Source organism: Mesorhizobium sp. M0408 (assembly GCF_040321495.1).
In the GTDB taxonomy this organism is placed as follows: domain Bacteria; phylum Pseudomonadota; class Alphaproteobacteria; order Rhizobiales; family Rhizobiaceae; genus Mesorhizobium.
In genome coordinates this window covers 51,129-75,474 of the sequence record NZ_JAMYRO010000030.1, presented here as the reverse complement: position 1 = coordinate 75,474, position 24,346 = coordinate 51,129, and the positions used below count along the sequence as shown (strand labels likewise).

General features: G+C 62.8%; 21 protein-coding genes and 1 pseudogene. 11 read left to right on the top strand and 11 right to left on the bottom strand.

Features of this window, described 5'->3' with window-relative positions; genetic code table 11:
* Window positions 1-123 precede the first annotated feature (123 nt).
* Genes NKI67_RS27460 through NKI67_RS27445 form a run of 4 tightly spaced genes read right to left on the bottom strand, consistent with a single transcriptional unit; the run spans window position 124 to window position 2,394 of the window.
* Window positions 124-1,524: an APC family permease gene (locus NKI67_RS27460; protein WP_023673990.1), complete on the bottom strand. Its 1,401-nt coding sequence runs from the start codon at window positions 1,522-1,524 to the stop codon at window positions 124-126.
* A gap of 15 nt (window positions 1,525-1,539) precedes the next feature.
* On the bottom strand, window positions 1,540-1,701 hold the full coding sequence (locus NKI67_RS27455) for a hypothetical protein (RefSeq protein WP_023673991.1): 162 nt from the start codon (window positions 1,699-1,701) through the stop codon (window positions 1,540-1,542).
* A gap of 16 nt (window positions 1,702-1,717) precedes the next feature.
* Window positions 1,718-2,095, bottom strand: a complete 378-nt coding sequence (locus NKI67_RS27450) for a hypothetical protein (protein WP_023673992.1) — start codon at window positions 2,093-2,095, stop codon at window positions 1,718-1,720.
* 11 nt (window positions 2,096-2,106) lie between these two features.
* Window positions 2,107-2,394 carry a hypothetical protein gene (locus NKI67_RS27445; RefSeq protein ID WP_023673993.1) on the bottom strand — a complete coding sequence of 96 codons (288 nt, stop codon included), beginning with the start codon at window positions 2,392-2,394 and terminating at the stop codon, window positions 2,107-2,109.
* A 286-nt stretch (window positions 2,395-2,680) separates the two neighbouring features.
* Here NKI67_RS27445 and NKI67_RS27440 point away from each other — a divergent pair, with 286 nt between their 5' ends.
* From NKI67_RS27440 to NKI67_RS27425, 4 genes are read left to right on the top strand one after another with little or no spacing between them, the layout of a single operon-like run.
* Window positions 2,681-3,814 (top strand): aminomethyl transferase family protein, encoded by a 1,134-nt coding sequence (locus NKI67_RS27440; RefSeq protein ID WP_023673994.1) that lies wholly within the window; start codon window positions 2,681-2,683, stop codon window positions 3,812-3,814.
* A gap of 14 nt (window positions 3,815-3,828) precedes the next feature.
* Window positions 3,829-4,425: a dimethylamine monooxygenase subunit DmmA family protein gene (locus tag NKI67_RS27435; RefSeq protein WP_023673995.1), complete on the top strand. Its 597-nt coding sequence runs from the start codon at window positions 3,829-3,831 to the stop codon at window positions 4,423-4,425.
* Window positions 4,422-5,387 (top strand): PDR/VanB family oxidoreductase, encoded by a 966-nt coding sequence (locus tag NKI67_RS27430; RefSeq protein ID WP_352647866.1) that lies wholly within the window; start codon window positions 4,422-4,424, stop codon window positions 5,385-5,387. Before NKI67_RS27435 ends, NKI67_RS27430 begins: the two co-directional genes overlap by 4 nt.
* A gap of 9 nt (window positions 5,388-5,396) precedes the next feature.
* On the top strand, window positions 5,397-6,437 hold the full coding sequence (locus NKI67_RS27425; RefSeq protein WP_023673997.1) for a heme-dependent oxidative N-demethylase family protein: 1,041 nt from the start codon (window positions 5,397-5,399) through the stop codon (window positions 6,435-6,437).
* Window positions 6,438-6,667: 230 nt separating this feature from the next.
* Here NKI67_RS27425 and NKI67_RS27420 read toward each other — a convergent pair whose 3' ends face one another.
* Window positions 6,668-7,384 (bottom strand): helix-turn-helix domain-containing protein, encoded by a 717-nt coding sequence (locus NKI67_RS27420; protein ID WP_023673998.1) that lies wholly within the window; start codon window positions 7,382-7,384, stop codon window positions 6,668-6,670.
* A gap of 260 nt (window positions 7,385-7,644) precedes the next feature.
* Between NKI67_RS27420 and NKI67_RS27415 the strand changes: the two genes are divergently transcribed.
* Window positions 7,645-9,003 carry a trimethylamine monooxygenase gene (locus NKI67_RS27415; protein WP_023674000.1) on the top strand — a complete coding sequence of 453 codons (1,359 nt, stop codon included), beginning with the start codon at window positions 7,645-7,647 and terminating at the stop codon, window positions 9,001-9,003.
* Window positions 9,004-9,029: 26 nt separating this feature from the next.
* Here the strand turns inward: NKI67_RS27415 and NKI67_RS27410 are convergent, their stop codons facing one another.
* Window positions 9,030-9,209 (bottom strand): hypothetical protein, encoded by a 180-nt coding sequence (locus NKI67_RS27410; RefSeq protein WP_023674001.1) that lies wholly within the window; start codon window positions 9,207-9,209, stop codon window positions 9,030-9,032.
* Between the two features lie 480 nt (window positions 9,210-9,689).
* Between NKI67_RS27410 and NKI67_RS27405 the strand changes: the two genes are divergently transcribed.
* The 4 genes from NKI67_RS27405 (at window position 9,690) to NKI67_RS27390 (ending at window position 12,816) form a co-directional block, all read left to right on the top strand.
* A complete protein-coding gene (locus NKI67_RS27405; protein ID WP_245274597.1) occupies window positions 9,690-10,274 on the top strand; it encodes an OsmC family protein in 585 nt (194 codons plus the stop codon).
* A 46-nt stretch (window positions 10,275-10,320) separates the two neighbouring features.
* Entirely contained in the window at window positions 10,321-11,607 is a 1,287-nt protein-coding gene (locus tag NKI67_RS27400; protein ID WP_352647863.1) for an NAD(P)-binding domain-containing protein, read from the top strand.
* A 124-nt stretch (window positions 11,608-11,731) separates the two neighbouring features.
* On the top strand, window positions 11,732-11,989 hold the full coding sequence (locus NKI67_RS27395) for a YjiS-like domain-containing protein (RefSeq protein WP_198023510.1): 258 nt from the start codon (window positions 11,732-11,734) through the stop codon (window positions 11,987-11,989).
* Window positions 11,986-12,816: an alpha/beta fold hydrolase gene (locus NKI67_RS27390; RefSeq protein WP_023674005.1), complete on the top strand. Its 831-nt coding sequence runs from the start codon at window positions 11,986-11,988 to the stop codon at window positions 12,814-12,816. The genes NKI67_RS27395 and NKI67_RS27390 overlap by 4 nt, the downstream gene beginning before the upstream one ends.
* Window positions 12,817-12,879: 63 nt before the next feature.
* On the opposite strand, the gene NKI67_RS27385 is transcribed toward NKI67_RS27390, so the two are convergent.
* The 5 genes and pseudogenes from NKI67_RS27385 to NKI67_RS27365 form a co-directional block, all read right to left on the bottom strand.
* Entirely contained in the window at window positions 12,880-17,598 is a 4,719-nt protein-coding gene (locus NKI67_RS27385) for an alpha/beta fold hydrolase (RefSeq protein WP_023674006.1), read from the bottom strand.
* 235 nt (window positions 17,599-17,833) lie between these two features.
* Window positions 17,834-19,327, bottom strand: coding sequence for a cysteine synthase A (gene cysK / locus NKI67_RS27380; RefSeq protein WP_023674007.1), 1,494 nt, complete (start codon window positions 19,325-19,327; stop codon window positions 17,834-17,836).
* A 122-nt stretch (window positions 19,328-19,449) separates the two neighbouring features.
* Window positions 19,450-20,625: an MFS transporter gene (locus tag NKI67_RS27375; protein ID WP_031211018.1), complete on the bottom strand. Its 1,176-nt coding sequence runs from the start codon at window positions 20,623-20,625 to the stop codon at window positions 19,450-19,452.
* 247 nt (window positions 20,626-20,872) lie between these two features.
* A pseudogene (locus tag NKI67_RS27370) lies at window positions 20,873-20,962 on the bottom strand (proline/glycine betaine ABC transporter permease); the annotation flags it as partial.
* A 56-nt stretch (window positions 20,963-21,018) separates the two neighbouring features.
* On the bottom strand, window positions 21,019-22,356 hold the full coding sequence (locus NKI67_RS27365; RefSeq protein ID WP_023674010.1) for an aminotransferase-like domain-containing protein: 1,338 nt from the start codon (window positions 22,354-22,356) through the stop codon (window positions 21,019-21,021).
* Window positions 22,357-22,465: 109 nt separating this feature from the next.
* Between NKI67_RS27365 and NKI67_RS27360 the strand changes: the two genes are divergently transcribed.
* The gene (locus NKI67_RS27360; RefSeq protein ID WP_031211020.1) at window positions 22,466-23,440 is read left to right on the top strand and encodes a substrate-binding domain-containing protein; all 975 of its coding nucleotides are present in this window, start codon (window positions 22,466-22,468) and stop codon (window positions 23,438-23,440) included.
* 72 nt (window positions 23,441-23,512) lie between these two features.
* The gene (locus NKI67_RS27355) at window positions 23,513-24,343 is read left to right on the top strand and encodes an ABC transporter substrate-binding protein (protein WP_502896670.1); all 831 of its coding nucleotides are present in this window, start codon (window positions 23,513-23,515) and stop codon (window positions 24,341-24,343) included.
* The last annotated feature ends 3 nt before the right edge of the window (window positions 24,344-24,346 follow it).

Below are 24,346 nucleotides of genomic sequence, written 5' to 3'. Positions count from 1 at the left end.
CGTGGGTGGCTTCTGTCTCCCCCCCCCCTCCCCCCCCCCCTCTTGGTCTTCCGGCGCGGGCGCCCCGCCCACTTTCCCATATGCGATTGCGCTGCGTTTTGGGGTGAGCCTCCTTTACTCCTGTCAGTAGCCCTGCGGCTTCGGCCACGGCATGGTGAACTGGGCACCACGGCGCACGAATTTGTAGCGGTAGAAGTGGAACCACAGCGAGATCAGGAAGTAGAAAGCGACCATGGCGATCAGCTGCGAACCAAAGCCGAGGAAGATCGCAAAGAAAGTGACGACGCAAAGGCAGAACAAGACGATCGCCGGCAGCGGATGGAACGGATGGGTGTAGCCGCGGCGGATCGAGCCGAGCGGCCACTTTTTCCTGAACATGATGATGTTGATGCTCATGAAGGTGTATTGCAGCACGCCCGACAGGATCGAGAAGGTGATCGCTTGGTTGAGGTCGGCGATGAAGGCGAAGGCGAGCGCGATCGGCAGCAGAAACAGGATCGAGCGATAGGGCGTGCGGTATTTCGGATGCACCGCCGAGAACCAGGTCGGCAGATAGCGGTCGCGGCCGAGCGAAAACCAGGCGCGCGCGGCGTCGTTGATGCAGCCATTGGCGGAGGCGAGCGCGGCAAGCAGCGTCGCGATGAACAACAGGTTTTCCAGCAGCGCACTGCCGGTCAGTTTGCCTGCGTCCCACAGCGGATAGTAGGTGATGCCGAGATATTCCCAGGGCATCAGAGAGGCGCAGACATACCAGGTCATGGCGGCGGCGATCAGAAGCGTGATCATGCCGGCCATCGTGCCGTAGGGCAGCGAGCGCGCCGGCGAGCGCACTTCCTCGGCCGCCTGCGTGGTGCCCTCGATGCCGAGATAATACCAGATGCCGAACTGGAAGGCGGCGATGACGCCGATCCAGCCATAGGGCAGGGCGTTGCCCGGGGTCACCAACTCGTTGAGCTTGAGCACGGCGCCTTGCGTCCACGGGCTGACCGAGAAGAACAGGATGACGATCGAGACATAGGCGATGGCGGTGATGACGAAGTTGACGTTGAGCGTCATCAGCACGCCGCGATAGTTGAGCCATGCCAGCACGACGATGGTCGCGGCGATGAAGGAATTGTGGTTGATGCCCTCGACGCCAGCCTTGGCGACGATCGTGTCGCCGAGCAGGATCGCGTCCGACACTTCGAGCATGGTGTAGGCAAAGACCAGGAACAGCGCGACGTTGAAGGCCATCAGCGGCCCGACAATGTGCTTGGCCTGGGCATATTGGCCGCCGGCGGCGGCAACCGTCGAGGTAACTTCGGAATCGATCATCGCGACCGACGTGTAGAGCAGCCCGACGATCCAGCAGACGATCAGCGCCGCCAGCGCGCCGCCCTTGTCCGCCGCGAAATTCCAGCCGGTGAATTCGCCGACCAGAACGATGCCGACACCGAGCGCCCAGACATGGGCGGGGCCGAGCACCCTGAGCAGTGAAACCCTGTCGCCTTGCACTTGCACCGCTGGTTCAGCCGTGATCGTCATCGTTCAATTCCCCACTCAGATCCGGTGTTTTTCGGACACGGCTTCAAGTTCGCCTTCCCTGGACGAGGTCAGCATCTCTTCGGAATAGGTCGTGTCGATCTTGAACCAGTCGTAGAGCATCCACAGCGCGAGCACGATCGAGATGCCCCAGCATGCGTAAGAGAGTGCCACCCACATGACGATGCTTCCCTATCTATTTGTCGCCGAACTTTTCGTCGATGACGTCGCGGTATTCGCGGTCCGATGCGCGGAACAGAAAGATGAAATAGCCGATCAGCACAGCCGCCATGATGATCAGCGTCGGCCAGTCGATGATGTAGTGGAACCGGTTCTGGATGATGTCGTGCGCGGTTTCCGGCGTGTAGCCGAGCTTTTCCCAGATCGAGGCCATGGTCGGGTTTTGTCCGAGCGCTTCCCACGTCTTGGCGTCAAGCGCGTCGATGGATTTTGCCGCCCCTGCCAGCCCTAGTTTCAGCGGCAGCCACAGCGCGACGAAAATCGCGACCACGACGACGGCGATATCGAAAACCTGTCCGGCCTTGCTCTGTTCGGGCGGTGTATAGCGGGCCATGCGTCTCCCCCTCAGGACTTGCGGTTGCGGTAGGCGTCGGCGTTCTTGATGTCGAGGCCGTAGATGAAGTCCTTGTCTTCCTTGTAGTGGTTGACCATCGCCAGGATCGCGGCCGTGTTGAAGATCAGCACGGCGGCGGCGGCGACCGCGACGACGAGCTTGATGCCGGCGTCGGGGACGTATGGCCATGTCATGAACAGGACAAAGAGGATCGTCGCCCACAGGCAGACGATCAGGAGCATGGATCCACGCACGTCGGAACGGTACAACGCTTCCACGCGCTGTTGCAGGTCGGACATCGGCTTTCCCCTTTTTCAACGCCGGTCCGGATTGGCCGGTCATTGCCCTCTTTCAAGAGAGTGAAATTTTTTTCATAAAATCCGGCCGAATTCTGGAATTGTCAAGACGATTTTACGCGACGTTAACCGTTTGTTTGGGCTCGTCGGATTTGCCTGACAATGAAATTATTTGCTTACGGGTATTGCAGGCTCCCTGCGTTTGCGGTCAATATTCAAGGCAACGCTCCCGCCTGTGTGCAGGGAGCAGGGGAAAGCAAAAAGGTTTCTTTCGAACGGAGGACAGCGGATGACGGCATCCTGGAGATTTTCGACGCTTGCGGACCGCCATCGCGCGCTCGGCTCGAAGCTCGAGGACTGGAGCGGCATGGGTACCGCCTGGACCTACGACAAGGACGCCGACGAAGAGTATATCGCCATCCGCACCAAGGCCGGCCTGATGGACGTCTCCGGCTTGAAGAAGGTCCACATCACCGGGCCGCACGCCTCGCACCTGATCGATCTGGCGACGACGCGCGACGTCGAAAAGATCTATCCCGGCAAGTCGGCCTATGCCTGCATGCTCAACGAGGCCGGCAAGTTCACCGACGACTGCATCCTCTACCGCACCGGCCCGAATTCCTGGATGGTCGTGCATGGCTCGGGCACCGGCCATGAAGAGCTGCAACGCGCTTCGGTCGGTCGTGACGTGTCGCTGCGCTTCGATGACAATCTGCACGACCTTTCGCTGCAGGGGCCGCTAGCCGTGGATTATCTTGCAAGGCATGTGCCCGGCATTCGCGACCTCAATTATTTCCACCACATGCAGACGCAGCTGTTCGGCTTTCCCGTGATGATCTCTCGCACCGGCTATACCGGCGAACGCGGCTACGAGATTTTCTGCCGTGGCCAGGACGCCGGAACGATCTGGGACAGGATCCTCGACGAGGGCAAGAGCGCCGGCATCATCCCGTGCCGCTTCACCACGCTCGACATGCTGCGCGTCGAGAGCTACCTGCTGTTTTACCCCTACGACAATTCGCAGAAATACCCGTTTGAGAACGAAGGCCCGGGCGACACGCTGTGGGAGCTTGGTCTCGACTTCACCGTCAGCCCCGGCAAGACAGGCTTTCGCGGTGCCGAGGAGCACTATCGCCTCAAGGGCAAGGAGCGCTTCAAGATCTTCGGCGTGCTGCTCGAAGGCAAGGAGCCGGCCGACGAGGGCGCACCGGTCTATCGCGACGGCAAAAAGGTCGGCGTGGTGACCTGCGCCATGTATTCGCCGCTTGTCAAAAAATCGATGGGCATCGCCCGGCTCGAGGTCGACTGCGCGGTGCAGGGCACCAGGCTCGAGATCCGCAACAAGAGCGGCGCCATCAGCGCAATCGCCGAGCCGCTTCCTTTCGATGATCCGAAGAAGACCAAGCGCACGGCGAAAGGCTGAGGCATACTGCGGGTATGGCAGCGAAAAGCATCATCAGCCGTCCGGTCTATGGGACCCTGTCTCCGCAGCCTGGCAAGCATCATCTTTTCATAGCGGATGCAGAAGGAGCGCTGGCGATTGCCGATCTGGCCGCCAAGGCACCGGCGGATTTCTTCGGCGGCGCCCACATCATCTTCATTCCCGGCCGCGACGGCAAATACGCCGATGCGCTCGAAGCCCTGAAGCCGGCGCAGTTCTACCTCGGCCATTCCTTCGCCAGCGCCCTGCCGCGGCTGAAGCAGACGCTGGCCAACGCGCATATGGGCCTCAGGCTCTACCTTGCCGGCACCGAAGGGCTGATCGGACAGGCCATGCAGGCGGCGCTCGAAGCCGGCATCGACCACACCTCGATCCAGACCGAGCATCGCGGCTCGCTGGCGCGCCGCATGCAATGCGTCCACTGCAAGGGCATCACCGAGAACGTGACGACGCAGCCGGCGACCTGTTCGCATTGCGGCCTGCTGCTTCTGGTGCGCGATCATTATTCGCGGCGGCTCGCCGCCTTCCAGGGCGTCTGCATCAATGCCGAGGACCGCAGCGAAATTCCTCCGATCGAGGAGGTCTTTCGATGAGCACCGGCACCACCAAGCTCGATGTCCTCGTCAGCGATGTCGTCCCGGTCAACGAGCTGGTGACGCGCTTTCATTTCCGCCGGCGCGACGGCGAGCTTTTGCCGACCTTCTCCGGCGGCGCCCATGTCGTCGTCGAGATGCGCGATGGCGAACGCACCAGGCTCAATCCCTATTCGCTGATGGGCTCGCCGCTCGACACCCGCGAATACACCATCTCGGTGCGCCGCGACGACGCCGGCCGCGGCGGCTCGCTGTTCATGCACAGGCAGGTCAGGCCGGGCACGGAGATGGTGGTCAGCTATCCCGTCAACCTGTTCTCGCTCGATCTGCGCGCCAGGAAGCATCTGATGCTGGCCGGCGGCATCGGCATCACCCCGTTCATGGCGCAGACCGCGCAGCTGGCGGCGGAAGGCGGCAATTTCGAACTGCATTACACCTGCCGCACCGCCTCGCTCGGCACCTATGCCGACCTGCTGAGAGAGCGCTACGACCGCCGGGTCAGGCTCTATCACGACGACCGCGACGAGCGCGTCGATCTCGACCGGCTGCTGTCGTCGCAGCCGCTCGGCACGCATCTCTATGTCTGCGGCCCGTCGGGCATGATCGGCTGGGTGCGCGAGCGTGCCGCCGCCCTCGGCTGGCCTCCCGAGACCGTGCATCTCGAGCATTTCGCGGCCCCGCAGCCCGGCGCGCCCTTCGACGTGACGCTGGCGCTCAGCGGCAAGACAATCCGTGTCGACGAGCAGCAGAGCCTGCTCGAGGCGATCGAGGCGGCCGGCGTCGATCCGCCCTATCTCTGCCGCGGTGGCGTCTGCGGCCAGTGCGAGACCAACGTCATTTCGCATGACGGCAAATTCATCCACAACGACCACTGGCTGAGCGAGGAAGACCACCGTTCGGGCTGCAAGATCATGCCCTGCGTCTCACGCTTCGAGGGCAGGTCACTGGTGCTGGAAAGATAGGAGGCGAGCTTGGGCATCACCTTTCGCAAGGAAACCTTCCGCGACGACTTCACCTTCAGGAACAGCCCCGAGCACATCAGGCGGTTCCCGTTCCCGTTCCATGAAGACAGCTACATGTATGCCGTCAACATCGAGCCGCATGTCGTCGGGCCGAAGGGCAGCGTGCTGGAGAACCTGATCGACGTCGACGAGCACTATGTCGCCGAGATGCAGGACCGCGCTTTGGTGTTGGCCGAGGACCCGTTGCGCTGCCAGTCGCTGCCGCACATGACGCTGGCCGGCTGGGATCTGCTCGAGCTTTTGATGGAGCAGCAGGCGCTGGGCTATCCCGAGCATTTCATGCTGATCCGCGACGGCGACCGCTGGCGCTGGATCAACCGGCCGCTCGGCATCGACGACAGCTTCACCTTCGGCGATGTCTCGACGCTGCCCTATGGGCCGATGGAATACATCACCCGCCAGAGCCAGGGCGATTTCTGCATCCTCGACCAGCGCGACGGCAATCTGTGGATGGATGCCGGCATGGTCACCACCCAGGCCGACTGGTCGCTCGATTTCGACATCGGCATGAACTTCTTCGAATGGCACGCGCCGGTGCCGCTGGCGCATGAGAAGGGCATCTTCGTCCGGGCGCTGAAATTCCTCACCAACATCCAGCAGGGCAAGCCGGCGCGCCGGCTGAACTGGACGATGACCATCAATCCGCGCCTCGATACCAGCCCGGAAAATTACCACAAATGGGGTCCGGACCGCGCCACGGTGACGCCGGAAAACGTCGGCGACAAGGTTCATCTGCGCGTCGAGCTGCAGAGCTTCTGGCGGCTGCCGCGCTCGAATGCGATCGTCTTCCCGATCCGCTGCTATCTGATCAAGATGGACGAGCTGGTGACGCAGCCGAAATGGGCACGGCGGCTGCACCGCGTCATCCGCGACCTGCCCGAGGAACTCGCCACCTACAAGGGCCTGACGCGCTATCGGCCGACGCTGGTCGAATGGCTGTCGAAGCTGGATGATGGGAGTGCGACGTCAGCGGGTTTTGGGCCTGATTGAGGTTCTGTTTGCGAGGTTCGCGCTGCCCGTCAAGCTGCCAATCTCCCCCCAAGAGGGGGAGATGCCCGGCAGGGCAGAGGGGGGCGCGAAGGAACGCAACCCTTTCCGACCTCCTGCGAAAGACTATCAACAGTCTAAGCTCGCACCCACGATCGATTGATAAGTCGGCGGGACAGCGCCCCCCTCTGTCCTACCGGACATCTCCCCCACGAGGGGGGAGATTGGCCAACTCACCCCGCGCTCTGCGGGTAGCAGATGATCGACAGATAGCGCATCGGCAGGACGCTCAGCACTTCCGGTCCGTGCGGCGCATCGGCGTCGAAGAACAGGCTGTCACCGGGCTTCATCGGGTAGAGATTGCTGCCGTGCCGGTAAACCACCTCGCCCTCGAGCATATAGAGGAATTCCATGCCTTCGTGCTGGAAGGTCGGGAACACGTCGGAATCCTCGGTCAGCGTGATCAGATAGGGTTCCACGACGACGCCGCTGGTGTTGGAGCCGATATGGCCGAGCAGATTGTACTGGTGGCCGGCGCGCGTGCCGCGGCGCTCGACGTCGAGCCCTTCGCCGGCCTTGACGAAGACGGCGCTGCGCTCCTCCTCGAAACGGCGGAAGAAGGCGGTGACGGGAACGCCGAGCGCCCGTGACAGCGCCTGCAACGTGGTCAGCGATGGCGAGGTGATGCCGTTCTCGATCTTCGACAGCATGCCAAGCGAAATGTCGGTGGCGGCAGCCAGATCGGCGACGGTGATGCCGAGCTTTTTGCGGAATGCCCGCACCTCGCGGCCGATCGCGACTTCCAGCACTTTTTCGCGAGTATCGCGAATGGCATGCGGGTTCTGGGTGAGCGGCGCGCGTATCTTGCGCGGATCGATTGCAGCGGCCGACGGCTTGGCTTTGCCGGCGGTGCCGGCATCATGCTTCAGACTGGTCGCTTTTTTCGCCATTTCGCCACCCCGGACGTTGCCGATTCATTTCACTCACGGTGAACATATTCGGTGCCGATATAGAAGCGCAACTGCCACGGCAAGCTACTCCGCGTCGAATCGCGCGCAGCCGGATTTTCGCCCGAGGTCCTGCGTCGCGTGGAAATCCGGCTTGATGAACAAGGTTTCCATCATGAGGCCGGTTGACAGCATCGAAGGGGCAATTACTGTCCTGTCAGTGAAATTTGTTTCGTTAGGGAAATGAGATCGGGAGGCCCGGAATGAAAGATCGTGTTGCCGTCATCGGAGCCGGGCCGTCCGGCATGGCCCAGCTCAGGGCCTTCAAGTCGGCCGCCGACAAGGGCGCCGATATTCCCGAGATCGTCTGCTTCGAAAAGCAGTCCGACTGGGGCGGCCTGTGGAACTACACCTGGCGCACCGGCCTCGACGAGCACGGCGACCCGGTGCACGGCTCGATGTACCGTTACCTCTGGTCGAACGGCCCGAAGGAATGCCTGGAATTCGCCGACTACACCTTCGAGGAGCATTTTGGCCGGCCGATCGGCTCCTATCCGCCACGCGCCGTGCTGTGGGACTACATCAAGGGCCGCGTCGAAAAATCCGGCGTGCGCCAATGGGTGCGCTTCAACAGCCCGGTGCGCATGGTCACCTTCTCCGAAACAACAAAAAAATTCACCGTCACCGCGCATGACCGCACCAACGACGTCACCTATTCGGAAGAGTTCGACAATGTCGTCGTCGCTTCGGGGCATTTCTCCGTGCCCAACGTTCCCTATTTCGAGGGCTTTTCGACCTTCAACGGCCGTATCCTGCACAGCCACGATTTCCGCGACGCGATGGAATTCAAGGGCAAGGACATCTTGATCATCGGCCGCTCCTATTCGGCCGAGGACATCGGCTCGCAATGCTACAAATACGGCGCCAGATCGATCACCTCCAGCTACCGCTCGAAGCCGATGGGCTTCAAATGGCCGGACAATTGGAAGGAAGTGCCGCTGCTGCAGAAGGTCGTCGGCAAGACCGCGCATTTCAAGGACGGCAGCACCAAAGACGTCGACGCCATCATCCTGTGCACCGGCTATCTCCACTCCTTCCCGTTCCTCACCGAGGATTTGAAGCTGAAGACCGCCAACCGTATGTGGCCGGACGGGCTCTACGAGGGCGTCGTCTGGGAGAAAAACCCGAAGCTGTCCTATATCGGCATGCAGGACCAGTTCTACACCTTCAACATGTTCGACGCGCAGGCCTGGTTCGCCCGCGACGTCATCATGGGCCGCATCAAGCTGCCCTCGGCCGAAGCAATGGCCGAGCACGGCCGGAAATGGCGGGCACGTGAAGAAACACTTGAAGACGCCGAGCAGATGATCTGGTTCCAGGGCGACTACACCAGGGAGCTGATGGAGCAGACCGACTATCCCGGCTTCGATGTCGAGGCTGTCAATCAGACCTTCATGGAGTGGGAGCACCACAAGGCGGAAGACATTATGGGCTTCCGCGACCACGCCTACCGCTCGCTGATGACCGGCACGATGGCGCCGCTGCACCATACGCCCTGGCTGCAGGCGATGGACGATTCAATGGAAAGCTATCTCGAGGTGAAGGGCGTGGCGGCGGAGTAAGCAGTCCGAACGGCGATTGACTTGCCTCAGTTAACTTCCCGCGCCGGGTCGGCTGCCAGCGCCAGGGAATTTGCGACGTGCTCGAGGTGCTCCTCGCTCAGGATGCTGGTCGCGACGCGCACGGCGCTGGTCTTTCCGGTCGAAAACTTCGCCCCGGCATGGACCGCGATGCCGTGTGCGGCCAGCTGGACGTCGACCGAAAACATTATCCCGACAAGTGTTGTCGACGGGGGCCGATCGGCACTCCCGCCGCAACAAGCCTCATGTGGTTTTCTCGCGGCCGGGCCGATTTAGGGTGCTCGCGTATGTGTGAATCTTCGCGATATGGGCGAGCACCTCGGCCTTGCTTGGCCCGCGAGCTATGACAGCCCAGTCGGTTGAGGACGGGCGGGTATCCTTTCCAAATGAACGAGACATGGTCTGATCTCCTGTGGTTTCGGTTGCGAAGCGTTCTCGGCGCTTACGGGAGATCGCACCGCGCGAGGAAGCAAAGCGTTTGAAGGCCCGCCGTTTCGCTGATTGCGGATCTGGCGCTGTTCACGACTGGTTGACGCAAAAAAACCTCTCGTTTTCCCACTGTTGTTCCCACTGCACGTCAAACGCTGCCGGCCGAGGTTTAGCCGTCCGGGGCGATCCCGGTCGCGCAACATCCGAACCCAGGAGTGAATGACATGCAGGACGATACAATGGTCATGGAAAAGGCTTCCGTTAAGAAGGCGTCGCGGGAGCCGAGGAACGGCGTCAATACGCCCACCCTTCTGGCCACCATCAATGCCGTCGCGGGCCAGCCGGAGCTTGCCAAGTTCCAGTTCCGGGCCAAGAGCCGCTGGATCACCGGCACGCACAGCCGCAGCACGATGGCCAACTTCTTCGGCGCTGGCGCCGAGCAGCCGCATGTGACGGCATACCAGGCCGACAGCGATCATCCGGCGGTCCTGTGCGGCGAAGACAACGGCCCGACGCCGGTCGAATACCTACTCCACGCGCTTGCTTCCTGCCTCACCGCCGGCATCGCGAACATCGCGGCCGCGCGCGGCGTGACGCTGCATGAGGTGGAATCGACCGTCGAAGGCGACATCGACCTTCGCGGCATCCTCGGCATCTCTAACGAAGTCCGCAACGGCTACCAGGGCATCCGTATCTCCTTCAAGATCAAGGGCGATGCTTCGGCTGAGAAGCTCGAGGAAATCGTAATGCAGTCGCGCGCCCGTTCCGCGGTGTTCGACGTGCTGACCAACGGCGTGCCGGTCTCGGTTGCCGTGAAGGGCTGATCTCCAGTTCGGAAGAGCAATATCGCCGGCCTCGTCCCGTAAAAGAATGGCGCCGGCGATCTCGTACCCCTGCTTACAAGGCGCGAATTCCATGCGACGCACAGACGTGGCCGTTATCGGCGCCGGACAGGCGGGTTTAGCCATGAGCCGGTGCCTGTCCGAGCGCGGGGTCTACCACGTCGTGCTGGAGCGCGGCCGCATCGCGGAGCGCTGGCGCAGCGAACGGTGGGATTCGCTGCGCCTGCTGACGCCCAACTGGATGACACGCCTGCCCGGCGGCGGTTATCGCGGAGCCAATCCCGACGGCTTCATGACAATGGCCGAGACGGTGGGGTTCCTAGAGGATTACGCGTGCTCGATCACCGCACCGGTGGAGGACGGTGTGGAGGTGCTTTCGACCGAAAGGGTCGACGGAGGCTTCCGGCTGCTGACCGATCGCGGCCAATGGAGCGTGCGTGCGGTCGTGGTCGCGACCGGATACAGCGACCGGCCACGCATTCCGCCACTAGCAAAGCAGATCTCCTCCCGGATCAGGCAGGTCGTGCCGCGGGACTATCGCAATCCTCAGCACCTGCCCCAGGGTGGCGTTCTCGTGGCCGGGGCCTCGGCGACCGGCATACAACTTGCGGAGGAGATCAATCGCTCCGGACGCCCGGTGACCCTGTCGGTCGGCAGTCATACACGCCTACCGAGGCTTTACCGCGGGCACGACATCCTGTGGTGGCTCGACCGGCTGGGAATGCTTGCCAAGCCTGTCGCTGAAGTTCCGGATCTCACCGCGGCACGGCGGCAGCCCTCCCTGCAGCTGATAGGCACACCCGAGCGCAGGACGCTCGACCTTGCCGGTCTTCGGGAGCAAGGCATTCGTCTTGTCGGTCGAGCGGCTGCCGCCTGCGATGCACGCATTCGGTTCAACGGCGATCTCGCCGAAACGACCATGGCGGCGGAACGCAGGCTGAGGCGCGTGCTGGCCAATATAGACCGCGCGGCCGCCGGCGATGGCCTCTACTCGATCGATCCCGGTTCCATTCCGAGCCTGATCCTGAGCGCCGAGGCGACCGAAATCGACCTCATCGACCAGGGTATCCAGACGATCATATGGGCTACCGGCTATCGCCGGGAATACCCATGGCTGAAGCTGGATGTGTTCGACGCCCGGGGCGAAATCCTGAACGATGGCGGCGTCTGCGCGTATCCGGGACTCTACGTGCTCGGCCTCAATTTCATGCGCCATCGAAGCTCCAGCTTCCTCGACGGCGTCGGCCGCGATGCGGAGGCGCTGGCGGCTCACCTGGCAATGTTTCTCGACGTCTCCCGCCGAGCAGCGGCCTGACCGCCGAATACAACGCTAGCGCGGCAAAAATCGACGTTGCCTTCAACGATGAAGCTCACGGCGGACAACGACAAGGGCTCCACTGGCGCCGTAGTCAGCGCCCGCAACCATGGAGAAAATCAAAATGAGTGAAATGGTGAACCCATCCCTGTGCCTCACCAGAACGCGAGGTTTGCGCTGGGCTGGCGGAACAATGTTGGCCGCAGTCTGGCGTTTCATTCGTATCCAACGGGACCGTAGACAGCTTTATGAGTTGCCGGACTACATCTTGCGCGACATCGGCATCACCCGCTTCGAGATCAACTGGATCACTTCGTTTGCCGGGCGTGATCCCAGCCGCCGCACGCGTTTTTTGAGGGCGGAGGAGGGCGGGGCTCGATGATTGCCGCATCGACGTCCCACGTCACGCATAGGGCGTGTCAGGCACCGCTTGTCATCGCCCTGCACTGCTCAGGCGGCAGCGGACGGCAATGGCGCAGCCTGGCGGAGCGGCTCGATGACAGCTACCGGCTCATCGCACCCGATCTGATCGGGGCGCCGGGCGGCGGCACCTGGACTGGTGCCGGCGCTTTCCATCTGACCCACGAAGCCGCCGGTATCCTGGAGATGATCGACCACCATGACGGGCCTGTGCATCTTGTTGGCCATTCCTATGGTGGTGGATTGGCCCCGCATATAGCGGCGATGCGTCCAGACCGGCTGGCCAGCCTCTCCCTTTATGAGCCGTCTGCCTTTCACCTGCTGCGCGAGCTGGACTGTGAGGGCCACGAGGCGCTCGGCGAAGTCTTGGCGATCGCAGGCACCGTCCATGACGGCCTGATCAACGGCAGTTACCTGACCGCGACAGCTCATTTCATCGACTACTGGGGTGGGGCCGGCATCTTCGCCGCGATGAAGCCGGAACTTCAGGCTGCACTCGTGCGGTTTCTGCCGAAGGCCAGCCTGGACTTCCACGCATTGATCCATGAATCGACGCCAGCAAGCGAATATGCCCGATTTGGCTTTCCGGTCTTGGTATTGCGCGGCGAATTTGCACCAGTTCCGACGCGGCTCATCGCCCGCGAACTCGTTTCCCGCGTTCCGGCCGCAATCGGGGCGATTGTTCCTGGCGCCGGACATATGGGACCGCTGACCCACGCAGACGTGGTGGCGGATCGTTTGGTCCGGCAGATATCGTTCCATGACACCGCGGGGTCGCGAGCTGCGTGACCGCGGCTTGCTTGCCCTACAGGCAGCGCAAACCTTCGAAGCAGATCCCTGGATGCGGAGGGATCAAGCCGTAACCGCCATGGGAACGCGATCGGGCAGGACACTTCCGGTCGGCTCCTCCATGCCGGAGAAATCCTCCCGCATCTGCATTTCTGTGTAGAGCTTGGCCGCTTGCGCGAGAGTTGCATCCGCGCCAGCAATCTTGCCGCGCCGCTTCGCGAGCCCGAGAGCTAGCAAGGAGCGGGCAAGCTCCGGCCGCAATTCAACCCGCCTGGCAAGATTGCAGGCCTGTTCGAGCCAGCCAATGGCCGATCTGGAAGGCTTCAGCTCGGCAAGGCCGCGCAGTACGATGATCTCGCTCCACGGATCGCCGCGTCCCCGCGCAAGCTCGAGCGCATGGCCGAGATTGGCCGCAGCTTCCGGCTCATACAGGCGCGCACGCACGCATGCGAGCACCGCGCGCGCGTGACATTCGAACTGGGCAAGATCGAGCCGCTCAGCCTCGGTCACCGCCATTTCCAAGGTGGCGCCCGCGTCGTGGTTGCGGCCGAGCAGGAATTCCGCATGCCCGAGCACGGTCAACAGCCATGGCCGGAGTAGGATAGATGCGCTGGTAGCGGCTTCGGAGGACCACAATTGCAGCGCCTCGACAAGCGCCGGCTCGGGGCCGCGCAGGACGCCCACCACACCGGTGAAATAGGCGGCCGCGCAGCTATCGATCGGGCGCGCCACTTCGGCGGCGACCTTCTGCAGTTCGGCAAGCGAACGTTCCGCATCATCGAACCGGCCAAGGCGTGCTTCCGCCTGCGCGCGGTGCCCCAGGTACCAAACCGCACGCGCACCGAGCTGTCCGAAACGCTCCAGACGCCAAGCTTTGGTGAACCTCTCCTCATGCGGAACAAGCCGCTCCAGCACCTGCCGCGCCTCGCTGCGGATCAGAAGCGCCTGTGAGGCGGCCAGGTCCGACTCGCTTATGCAGCGCTGCACGCCATTTGCCGTCGCGCCGCGCTTGAGTGTGTCGGCCGGTTCCAGCGCCTCCTCGTAGCGGCCGTGGGAGCTGTTGAGATAGCTCAAGTGGAGCAACACGTCGGAGATGAGTTGCGGATCGCCCAGTTCCATGGCCAGTTCGCGCGCTTCCAATAGCTGCGGCAGCGCCTTCCGATAGGCACCCAGGGCGCCGTAGGCGGGCCGCATCCGCACCCGCAGGTTGATCGCCTGGGCGAGGGTTTTCGGATTTCGGGGCAGCGCGGCGACTGCTTTGCGGGCGTTTTCGAGGAACTGGACCGCGGCGGAATAGGCCGAGCGTTCCTCGGCCCGGCCCGCCGCTTGCAGCAGATAATCCGCGGCCGGTTCCCAAGCCTCGGCACGAAGCGCGTGTTCGGCCAGTTCCTCGATGTGGTGGTTCAGCGATCCGGCATAGAGTCTGTCCATCGCAACCAATGCAGCCCGATGCAGCCTTTTTCGGTCCTCCGCCAGGAGAGATTCGTAGGTCACCTTGAGCGTCAACGCGTGCTTGAACGTATACTCCACGTGAGGATAGCTCTGGACCTCGAACAGGAATTCCAAACTCTGCAGTTTGGCCAGGCATACCCCCAGCTCCGCCTCCGAGAGCGGCGAGAGCGCCCTCAGCAGGGGATACGGAACATTCTTGCCGATAACCGAAGCGAGTTGGAGTGCCTGCCTTTCCGAGTCACCCAGCTGCTGGATACGTGCGGCGATGAGCGATTGAACTGTCGACGGGATGGTGATGGAATCCACTGGCCTCTTGAGCTCGTAGCGGCCGGACTGGCCGGCAAGTGCACCGTCCGCAACCAATCCGCGCACCATTTCTTCCAGGAATAGCGGCGTGCCCTCGGCCCGCTCGGCAAGCGATTGCCGCAGTTCCCCCAAGCTGGGATCGGATCCCAGCAATTCGGTGAGGAACTGCTCCATTTCGTCCCGCGCGAACCGCTCCAACCTTATCTGCTGGAAATAGCCGCGGCGGTTCCATTCGTGTCGGTACTGCGGCCTGTAGGTGGCGAGCAGCATGATACGGTTGGCGCCCATGACCTCGACCAGCCTGTTCATTACGGCCTCGCTCTCGGCATCGATCCAGTGCAGATCCTCGATAAGCACGGCTACGGGCGAGGCCCGGCTCAAGGCAACGAGAAATGCGCTCATCGCCTCGGATACCCGTGAGGTCCGCTCCCGCGCATCGAGATGCCACCAGGAAGAATCGTCGACCGGCAGGTCCGCGAGGAAGGAAAGCGGCGCCGTATGACTTGGATCCAGGTCCAGTTCAGCCCGTTTGAATGCAAACAGGCGCTGGGCTTCCGCCAAGCCGTCTTCGCCACGAATGCCACAAGCCGAGAGCAGCAGCTTCTTTACAGCACCCAGAGTAACTGATGAATCAAACTCCAGACCGCCACATTCAAGCACAGTAAAACCGGCCACCTCGTCGAGGGAGAGAAATTCATGGGCAAGCCTCGACTTGCCCATGCCGGCGTCGGCGACGATCCCGGCGACCTGGCCGTGGCCCTCCCTGACCCGGCGCCAGGTTGCAAGAAGGATTTTCAGCTCGAGCTCGCGCGCCACCAGTCCGGTGAGGCCGCGATTGGCCCTCAGGTGCCAGCGCGACAAAGCGTGATTTTCGCCCAACAGCTCGTAAATGCGTTCCTCGTGGCCAAGTTGCGGATGCTCCGAATGCGCTAAGCGGTGCATCTGCACATAGCCCCCGGCGGCTGCGCGCGCCCGGCCTGTCGCGGCGATCGTCGCACGGTGCAAGGCACGCATCAGCCGGTTGGCCGCACGCGGCGCGGCTCCGGCCAGTTCAACCTTGCTGGCTTTGGTCGTCCATTGCTGCCGCACGATCACCTCGCCGGTGTCTATTCCGGCCCTCAACTGGATCCCGCCCTGGGAAAGCTCCTCCACTGCCAGCTTGGCCGCAAGCGCGGCGCGGCATGCAAGATAAGCGTGATCCTCGGTGGCGCGAGCGAGGCCGAATGCTGCGGTGATTGTCCCGTCAGCAGCCGACGTGACGACGCCGCCATGGCTCTCCACGACGTCTATCACCCGATCCTCGACGGGCTGGAATTCGCGGATCGCCACTTCCGGATCCTCCGTTTCGAGGAGATGCATGGGACTGACCACTTCCGCGGCCAGCACTGTTATGTATTGCCGAGAGCGGTTGATTCCCAAGGACGCCGGAGGGCCTGCCAGTTGCTGCGTCTGTTCGGGGTCGGCAAGGAAACGACGCGTTTCGTCGACGAAGGTCGCGAATGCCGGTTCGTGGCCAAGCAGCACGTGGTTGACGCTGTCTAGCGCAACGAAACGCGCGCCGGGGATTTTCCCAGCCATCGCCTGGCCATGATCGAACGGAATGACCGCGTCTCCCGTAGCATGCATCACCAGGGTCGGGACGCGGACCCGCGGTAACAGCTCGTCAACGTCAATGACGGCGCCTTCCTCGAAGATGCGATGGGCAATCTCCGGCGAGACGGTATTGCGTTGCAACTCGTTATACCAATTCCTCTGTTCCGGCGTTGCTTCCGGAATGAAGAGGGAGGTGAACATTTGCCGGAACACCGGGTCGTCTTGGCCCCAGCCTTCCTGAATCAGCGCTCCCATCGCTTCGCGGCGTGCTATTTCGCGCTGATTGCCCCGTTTGCGCCAACCTTTGGTGAATCCGCCATACAGCACCATCCCCGCCACACGCTCTGGATGCCGGACGGCATAGGCTATCGAAACGGCGCACCCCTGGGAAATGCCAAGCAGGGAAACGCGGCGCAGACCAGCGGCATCGATGATGCTCTCCAGGTCGGCAACCATGGCCTCGAAGGACAGGTCGGCGGGATACCGGTCCGACAGGCCGTTGCCGCGCTGGTCGTAACGTATCAGCTGGTAGTGCGCGGAGAGGCCCTCGATCCAATGCTTCCACACCGGACTGTCCCATTCGAGCTCGAGATGGGACATCCAGTGGGCGGCCCTTACCAAAGGGGGGCCTTGACCACTCAAGGAATAGGCCAAGCGCGCGCCGTCGGGCGTCGTGCACCGGCGAATCTCCTGCGCAAGGATTCGCTCCGGCGGAGAGGCAAGCTGTATCTCCGACGCAGGCAAAACACGCGTCGGAGGGACGTTCTCATCGGCGGGAGCGACCCCGATGTCGCTACTCGAAGCGCGGCTCTGGACCATGGCGGATTGCCGTGCTGCCTCGCTCAGCCGGCGGATGTCCGCTCGAAGAGCCTCGTCCCCAGGCTCCAACCCGTCCAGGACATGCGCGTACGGAAGTGCCCGCGCCGGCTCAAGCCGGTCGACGAGCACCCGAAGGATGCGCAGATGCGTCACGTGCAGTTCGTCGGCGGTCGCAATGCGCCAGGCTTCGAATTCCGGACAGCGCGGCAGTGAAAGATCATCCAGGAAACGGCCGCGGAACGCTCCGGCGAGGGCCTCCAGTTTCTCCGGTCCGAGAGCCTCTATGTCACGACCGCCGAGGCCCCGGAGCGGCGCGATGTCCAGCACGACTTCGCTGGTGTTCAGGCGAACTGCGTTGCGGTCGGCTTGCAGGATCTCGCCGTTCCCGAGGTCGACGACCTGTCGGATCTTCGAGAGACTCCAGCGCAGGGCGCCGCGAGGATCGTCCGGTACCTCCCAGAACATCTCGCAAAGGCGCTCGCGCCGCTGCGGGCGCTCTACGAGCGCAAGATAGGCCAGTAGAGCCCGCGTCTTTTTCGAAGGCGGCAAGGAAACGACCTCGCCAAGGCGAAGGACGGTCAGATCTCCGAGAACGCGAATTTCGAGCGACACTTTGCCAATCCCAGTCGCTGCTAAATTAGCCATGGATTGTATCAAGTCCGTGCCGCTGCCGAAAGCGTTCGTTTCCGAAAGCGTGAGGTTTCCGCCTGCGCTCTGATTTGCCTTCCCTTCGTGGGAAGGCCGACACGGACAAGTCCACATGAATGCCGAGCCGGAACGGGATCACGCCCGTTCCGGCTCGCTTTGATGGTGGCGACCGCACTCTGAAAGGCCCGGAGGCAGGGTCTCACGCTGCCGCGCGCACCCATCGGGGCAGCAGGCTCTCGGGATTTGCGCATGCGCCGGGCGTGTAGTTTGCGCCAACGAACTCCAGCCGGGCGGCGAGCGTGCCGTCCCGCCAGGCCGCAAGCGTATCCATGCAACCACCGATATGCTCGCCGCCGACAAAGACCTGCGGAATTGTAGGCGAACCGATCCGGGCCCTCAGAGCCTTGCGGATTTCCCCGTCCCGGCCGTTCTTCTGGAATTCCGGAGCATCGATGTCGATGGACCTGTAGGCGATTCCGGCACGGTCGAAAAGCTTTCTTACCGTCCAGCAGAATTCGCACCATGTCAGGGCGAATATGACCACCGGATGCTCCGGATCATAGATCGCCTCATCGACAAACGCATGCGCCGACTGATCGATTTGGATTTCGTTCACGGGCGCCGATGAAAGGGCGAAGGACGGCGGCCGGTCGAAGCGGTAGCCGAGTGTGGAGCGAGAGATCGCCTCTTCGGCGGGCGACATTTCCTCGCTGATGTGATCGAACAGAATCGTGCTGAGATACCGCTCGCCCGTGTCAGGCAACATACAGAGCACGTTCCGGTCCGGTCCGACGCGTCCAGCGATTTCCAGTGCGCCGCTCAAGGTAGCCCCGCCAGAGATCCCCGCCAGTATTCCTTCTTCCGTCGCAAGCCGGCGCGCAGCTTCCAAAGCGCTGGCGCCTGAAACGGGCAAGATTTCGTCCACAAGACCGTCAGCCATCGCGTTGCCGACGATCAGCGGAATGAAATCAGGGCTCCAGCCCTGCATCGGGTGTGGCCGGAAGCGAGTGTGCGCCCGAGTGGGCAGTCCGTGTTCGTCGAAAGCTTGGGGAATGCCACTCGACAGCAGCGCCGAATTGTCGGGCTCGCAGACGATGATCCGCGTTTCCGGGCGCTCGCGCTTGAGTACTCGCGCCACTCCGGCCAGCGTTCCGCCGGTCCCGGTGCCGGTGACCCAGTAATCGAGTGGACGGTCCTGGAACGCTGCGAGGATTTCGAGCGCTGTCGTGCGGGCATGGACATCGGCGTTGACGGGCGTCTCGAATTGCCGGCAGAGGAACCAGCCGTGCGCTCCGGCCAGCTCGAACGCCTTGGCGAGCATGCCGCTGCCGCGCTCGACAGCAGGGGTCAACACGACCTTGGCACCGAAGAAACGCATCAGCTTGCGGCGTTCGAGGCTGGCGTTCTCCGGCATTACGATGACGAGAGGATAGCCTTTCCGCGCGCAAACCATGGCAAGTCCGATGCCCGTGTTGCCGCTCGTCGCCTCGATCACCGTCTGGCCAGGCCGAAGTGCACCCGAACTCTCCGCTTCTTCGATGATCGCTGCGGCAAGACGGTCCTTGACCGAGCCGCCAGGATTGAACGCCTCGATCTTGGCATAGAGCGAAGCGGCACCATTGTTGATGCGGGAAAGGCGGACGACCGGCGTGTCGCCGATCGTGTCGAGAATGCTGTCGTAGATACTGCTCATCTCAGCTGTCCTTGCCTGGTGATGACGGTGCTCTGCCCTCTTCGATCTCTGAGGTTGGCAGGAAGGCCGTGGTTTGCAGCGTTCGAACCAACGTGGAATTAAAATGGATTTCGACGTTTGAATCAGCGCCTCATCGCAGGGTCCGGAAGGCGGCCGCATGGGACCTGCGCTCTCGCGCCGGATGATGCCGCCAATACGCCCAGAACCACGAGATTGGCCGCGCCTGCGACAGATGCCACCAGGAAAGCGGGCCCATAGCTGCCGAAGCTGTCATAGACGAAACCGCCGAAATAGCCGGCCACGCCCATGCCCAGCCAGGCGATCAGCATGACGATGCCGAGTGACTGGCCAAAGCGTTCGGCTGGCGCAAACTGGCGCACGCAAAGGATCAGGCACGTCATGTTTCCGGCGAAGCCGAAGCCGAAAACCGCCGACAGCGCCAGCAGGCTCAGCTGCTGGTCCAGCGCGGGAAAAATCGCAACGCATGCCGTCTGAATAAACGACGCCAGGGCATAGGCGGCAAGATTGCTTGCCCGGTCGGCGAGGAGCCCGAACGCGATCCGCCCGACGGCGCCGAACAGCATGGCGGTCAGCAGGCTGAGCGATCCGACATCCGAAGACCCGCACACAGCCGTGACGAAGCTCGTGAGGTGCATCAGCGGGACGCCCATGCAGGCGCAGCAGAGGAAGGCTGCGGCAGATAGCAGCGTCACCGGGGAAAGGCGGCCACTTTGGAACCCTGGCTTTGCTGAAAAACGCACCGGCGCGGGAAGGACCTCACCGACGGGCGGCGCCTGAACCGCCGGCATGAAGATCGCCAGCGCAGCCATCGTCGCCGCCGCCATGATCGCGTATGCGAGGCGCCAACCGACGCCGTCAATCAAGGCATTCGCGGCGTAGGGCATTATGCCCTGGCCCAGGGCTCCGCCTGCTGTGACGATCCCCACCGCCACGCCGCGGCGGCGGTCGAACCAGAGTCCGGTCACTGCAAGTACCGGCGCGTACAGACAGGCAAAGCCTAGCCCGCCCAAAGCGAAGTTGGCCGCATAGATCTGCCAGAGCGAATTGGCGGAGGAAAGCGCGGCGAGCGCGATCACCATGCCAGCTGAGCCGATGAATAGCAGGCTTTTGACATTCAGGCGGTCCGACAGCCGGCCCCAGAACAGCCCGCCCAACGCCATGCCGACGCTTGATAACGTGTAGGCAAGGCTGATGTCGGCTCGCGACCAGCCAAACTCCGCCTCAAGCGGTCTGATGAAGACGGATGTCAGCGCCAGGCTGCCAAATCCGAACGCCATGGCGGTTGTGGCACCGGCCGCAGCCAACAGGCCGCGCAGCCGTATTGCGCCGTCCCGAACCTCCCTGCCTCCAGTTGGTGATACCTGACGATTCGACATGTTTCTGACCTCGAAGGACCTCTTCGAAGCTGTCATCGGCCAGCGGTATGGAAGCAGGCGTGTGCGTCAGCGTGGAAACCTCCAACGCGGGCCGTGGAAACGGCTCACCTCGACCTGCAATCTCCTCTCGGTGAACGGTGGATCAGGGAGATATTATGATCATCGCCAGCGCCACCATGATGGACTGGTTGACGCCGAGCATGATCTCGGGACCGGCCAGCGGCAGTTGAACGCGAAAGAAGACAGGGTCTGTATATGGCCAGTCGCCAACTATCCGTCGGAGTAGCTGACCCTTTAGCTAACCTCCCGCGCCGGATCGGCTGCCAGCGCCAGGGAATTTGCGACGTGCTCGAGGTGCTCCTCGTCCAGAATGCTGGTCGCGACGCGGACAGCGTTCGTTTTTCCCGTCGAAAACTTCGCTCCGGCATGGACCGCGATGCCGTGGGCGGCCAGCGTGACCATCGCGTAAGGTTCCGAAGCAACCGGAATGAGGACGCTGAGACCGTGTCCGGCGTCGATATCGACATTGCGTTTGGCCAGTTCGCCGGCGAGCCGTTCGCGACGGCCGCGGTATACCTCCTTCGCCTGCTCCACCAGGGCGGCCGTGGCCGGGTCTTGCAGCAGCCAGGCGGTGGCTGCCTGCAGGATGCGGCTGGTCCATCCCGAGCTGAAGCTGCGGTAGGACTGGATCTGCTCGACGATCGTCGCCGATCCAGACAGCACGGCGAGCCGCAGATCCGGGCCGTGGGTCTTGGAATAGGACAGGATATGGACGACGCGATCGGGAAAACGCCGGCCAAGCGAAATGCGCGGCGCCGAGGCAATATCGCCGACGCCGTCATCTTCGACAATCAGCACGTCGGTGCCGGCGAGCAGGTCGCCGATGACTTCCAGCCGCGCCGACGACATGCAGGCGCCGGTAACCGAATGGACGCGCGGCTGGAACAGGAACGCGACGGGCCGCTGCCGCAGAGCGTTGGCAAGTGCATCCGGCAAGGGACCGTCGCTGTCGCAGTCTACCGGGATGATCGGCACGTCGAGATCCTCGAGGATGTCGAGCAGGCGAAGCGCCGTAGGGTTCTCGATAGCCACCGGCGCCCCCGGCGGGACCAGCGCATGCAGCAAGGTGTAGATGGCGTTGTAACCGCCATTGGTGGCCAGGAACGCGCCGGGATCGTACGGCCATGACGGGCGCACTGCGGCTTCCAGCTCGGGCAGGATGCGCACCCGCTCGTAGCTGTTGAGCTTTTCGGCGCGCGCGCCATGCGCCAGCGCGATGTCGAGCGGCGGCAAGAGCCTCACATCGGGCTCCGCGATCGCCAGGTTCAGAACATCCTGTCCGTAATTGCCGCCGCTCATGTGGCGCTCGGGCCGGGCGGCAAAGCGGTTGCCCATGATCCAGGTGCCGTTGCGTCCGCGGCCGCCGATGATCTTGTAGCGCCGCAACTCGCTCCACGCCTGCGAGACCGTCGCCGGGCTGACGCCAAGCACATAGGCCAGATCGCGCACCGGCGGAAGCTTTGCGCCGACAGGCAGCGCGCCGCTTCTGATTAGCGCACTGGTCTCGCGCGCGATGCCGCGCATCGTGCGGTCGCCAAGGCGTTCAGCGAACCATCCTGCATCGAAATCCATCAGCACCCGCGATCATTAAAGCTAATGTTCAATAACATAATAACATTTGATCGGTCAAAAATAAACATTTACCAATCGCCGGTCAAACATAGCGTTGAAGTTCATGCCGATGCCCGTCTCCATCACTATAGCCACCCGCGATTGGGACTATCTCACCCCTTTGGTGCTGGGTGACGTCACTTCGAGCCGCTTGTCGGTGAAGGTTGACCGCGTCGCCACGCTCATTCCGGATCTCGGCACCGATCCGAACTACGATGCGGCGGAGGTCTCGTTCAGCCGTTATGTGTCGGCCATGGCTTCGGGCGTCGATACGATGGTTGGAATACCGTGCTTCATCATGCGCGGCTTTCGCCATCGCTGCATCATAACGGTCGAGGCCAGCCCGCTGGAACGGCTTTCCGACCTTGCCGGCAAACGCATCGGCGTGACCGGCTGGCGCGATTCCGGCAACACATGGACGCGCGCAGCACTTCGCCGGGAAGGCGTCGGCGTCGAGGATGCCTATTGGTTCGCCGGCAGGCTGACATCGGGGCACCCGATCGCCGACCGCCTCGACGGATTCGGCAGGCCGGGGCGCATCGAAGCAGCACCAGGCGAGCGCCCGATGATGGAGCTGCTGGCGCAAGGCGAGCTCGACGCCGTTTTCACGCCCTTCATGCCGGACGGCTTTTTCGGCCCGGCTTCCGGCTTCCGGCAAGTGCTGCGCGATTTTCGCGCGGCCGAACGCGCCTATTTCGCCGACGTCGGTTATGTCCCGGGCATGCATCTGGTCGCTGTCAAGGCCGCCCTAGTCAGGGAGCACCCCTGGCTGCCGCAGGAACTCGCCAGGCTGATCAACGAAAGCCAGCGCGTCTGGACGGCAAAGCGCCGAAAATATGCCGATACCTCGCCCTGGATCCTCGAGGAGCTGCTTCATGCGGGGCGCGACCTGCCTGCCTCCTGGAACGCCAGCGGCCTGCCGGCCAACCGGCGCATGATCGAGGATTTCGTCACCGAGCTCCATGCCCAGGGCATTCTGGCGGAACCGATTTCCGCCGAAGCCTTGTTTCCTTTCGAGGCCATATCGCGGGCCACCGCAGCCTGACAACGCACAACGAAGAACACGAAGGAGAATGCCATGAGGACAATCAGCTTCATATTCGCCTCGCTCGTCACCATGCTGGCGCAGGCCAGCTTTGCCCAGGATATCCAGAAGCAATCGGTGAACGAGGATTTGCGGGCCCGGCTGCCGGAAGAGATCCGCGCGGCGGGAAAGATCACAGCCGTCAACAACGGCTCATTCCCGCCCTATGAGATCGTCACCGGCACCGAACTGTCGGGGGCGACCAGGGACATTTCCGACGCCATCGGCCAGCTGCTCGGTGTCGAGATCGATCATGCCTCGGTCGCCGGCCTGCCGGCTTTGCTGAGCGGCATCAATGCCGGCCGTTATCAGTTCGCGATGGGGCCTGTCGGCGACTATCCCGACCGGCAGAAATCCAACGACTTCATCGACTGGGTGCGCGAATACGTCGTCTTCGCCGTCGAGAAGGGCAACCCGCAAGGCATCACCTCGCTCGACACCGCGTGCGGCAAGCGCATCGCCGTCATGTCGGGTGGCTCGGCCGAAAAGGTCATCAAGCAGCAGGCGCAGAAATGCACCGAGGGGGGCAAGCCGGCCGTCGAGGTGCAATCCTTCACCGACCAGCCGAGCTCGATACTGGCCGTCCGGTCGAAACGCTCCGACGCATTCTTCTCCTCGCAGGCGCCGCTGACCTATTTCGTCGAGCAGGCGAAGGGCCAGCTGGAACTCGCCGGGGTCGGCCAGGCCAACGGCTTCAAGGACATCTATCAAGGCGCCGTCGTCAAGAAGGGCTCGCCGCTGGGCGGCGTGCTGCTCGACGCGTTCAAGATACTGATGAAGAACGGCACCTACGCCGCGGTCATGAAGAAGTGGGGTCTCGAGAAGAACATGATCGATGCGCCAGGCATCAACCAGGGCCAGTAGAGG

Excerpts from the sequence above, each read along its gene's own strand:
- NKI67_RS27435 (WP_023673995.1), top strand. The coding sequence starts at position 3,829 with ATGGCAGCGAAAAGCATCATCAGCCGTCCGGTCTATGGGACCCTGTCT.
- NKI67_RS27400 (WP_352647863.1), top strand. The coding sequence starts at position 10,321 with ATGGCGCCGGCGATCTCGTACCCCTGCTTACAAGGCGCGAATTCCATG.
- NKI67_RS27460 (WP_023673990.1), bottom strand. The coding sequence starts at position 1,524 with ATGACGATCACGGCTGAACCAGCGGTGCAAGTGCAAGGCGACAGGGTT.
- NKI67_RS27405 (WP_245274597.1), top strand. The coding sequence starts at position 9,690 with ATGGTCATGGAAAAGGCTTCCGTTAAGAAGGCGTCGCGGGAGCCGAGG.
- NKI67_RS27450 (WP_023673992.1), bottom strand. The coding sequence starts at position 2,095 with ATGGCCCGCTATACACCGCCCGAACAGAGCAAGGCCGGACAGGTTTTC.
- NKI67_RS27395 (WP_198023510.1), top strand. The coding sequence starts at position 11,732 with ATGAGTGAAATGGTGAACCCATCCCTGTGCCTCACCAGAACGCGAGGT.
- cysK (WP_023674007.1), bottom strand. The coding sequence starts at position 19,327 with ATGAGCAGTATCTACGACAGCATTCTCGACACGATCGGCGACACGCCG.
- NKI67_RS27360 (WP_031211020.1), top strand. The coding sequence starts at position 22,466 with ATGCCCGTCTCCATCACTATAGCCACCCGCGATTGGGACTATCTCACC.
- NKI67_RS27415 (WP_023674000.1), top strand. The coding sequence starts at position 7,645 with ATGAAAGATCGTGTTGCCGTCATCGGAGCCGGGCCGTCCGGCATGGCC.
- NKI67_RS27420 (WP_023673998.1), bottom strand. The coding sequence starts at position 7,384 with ATGGCGAAAAAAGCGACCAGTCTGAAGCATGATGCCGGCACCGCCGGC.
- NKI67_RS27375 (WP_031211018.1), bottom strand. The coding sequence starts at position 20,625 with ATGGCGTTCGGATTTGGCAGCCTGGCGCTGACATCCGTCTTCATCAGA.
- NKI67_RS27355 (WP_502896670.1), top strand. The coding sequence starts at position 23,513 with ATGCTGGCGCAGGCCAGCTTTGCCCAGGATATCCAGAAGCAATCGGTG.
- NKI67_RS27430 (WP_352647866.1), top strand. The coding sequence starts at position 4,422 with ATGAGCACCGGCACCACCAAGCTCGATGTCCTCGTCAGCGATGTCGTC.
- NKI67_RS27455 (WP_023673991.1), bottom strand. The coding sequence starts at position 1,701 with ATGTGGGTGGCACTCTCTTACGCATGCTGGGGCATCTCGATCGTGCTC.
- NKI67_RS27365 (WP_023674010.1), bottom strand. The coding sequence starts at position 22,356 with ATGGATTTCGATGCAGGATGGTTCGCTGAACGCCTTGGCGACCGCACG.
- NKI67_RS27440 (WP_023673994.1), top strand. The coding sequence starts at position 2,681 with ATGACGGCATCCTGGAGATTTTCGACGCTTGCGGACCGCCATCGCGCG.
- NKI67_RS27390 (WP_023674005.1), top strand. The coding sequence starts at position 11,986 with ATGATTGCCGCATCGACGTCCCACGTCACGCATAGGGCGTGTCAGGCA.
- NKI67_RS27445 (WP_023673993.1), bottom strand. The coding sequence starts at position 2,394 with ATGTCCGACCTGCAACAGCGCGTGGAAGCGTTGTACCGTTCCGACGTG.
- NKI67_RS27410 (WP_023674001.1), bottom strand. The coding sequence starts at position 9,209 with ATGTTTTCGGTCGACGTCCAGCTGGCCGCACACGGCATCGCGGTCCAT.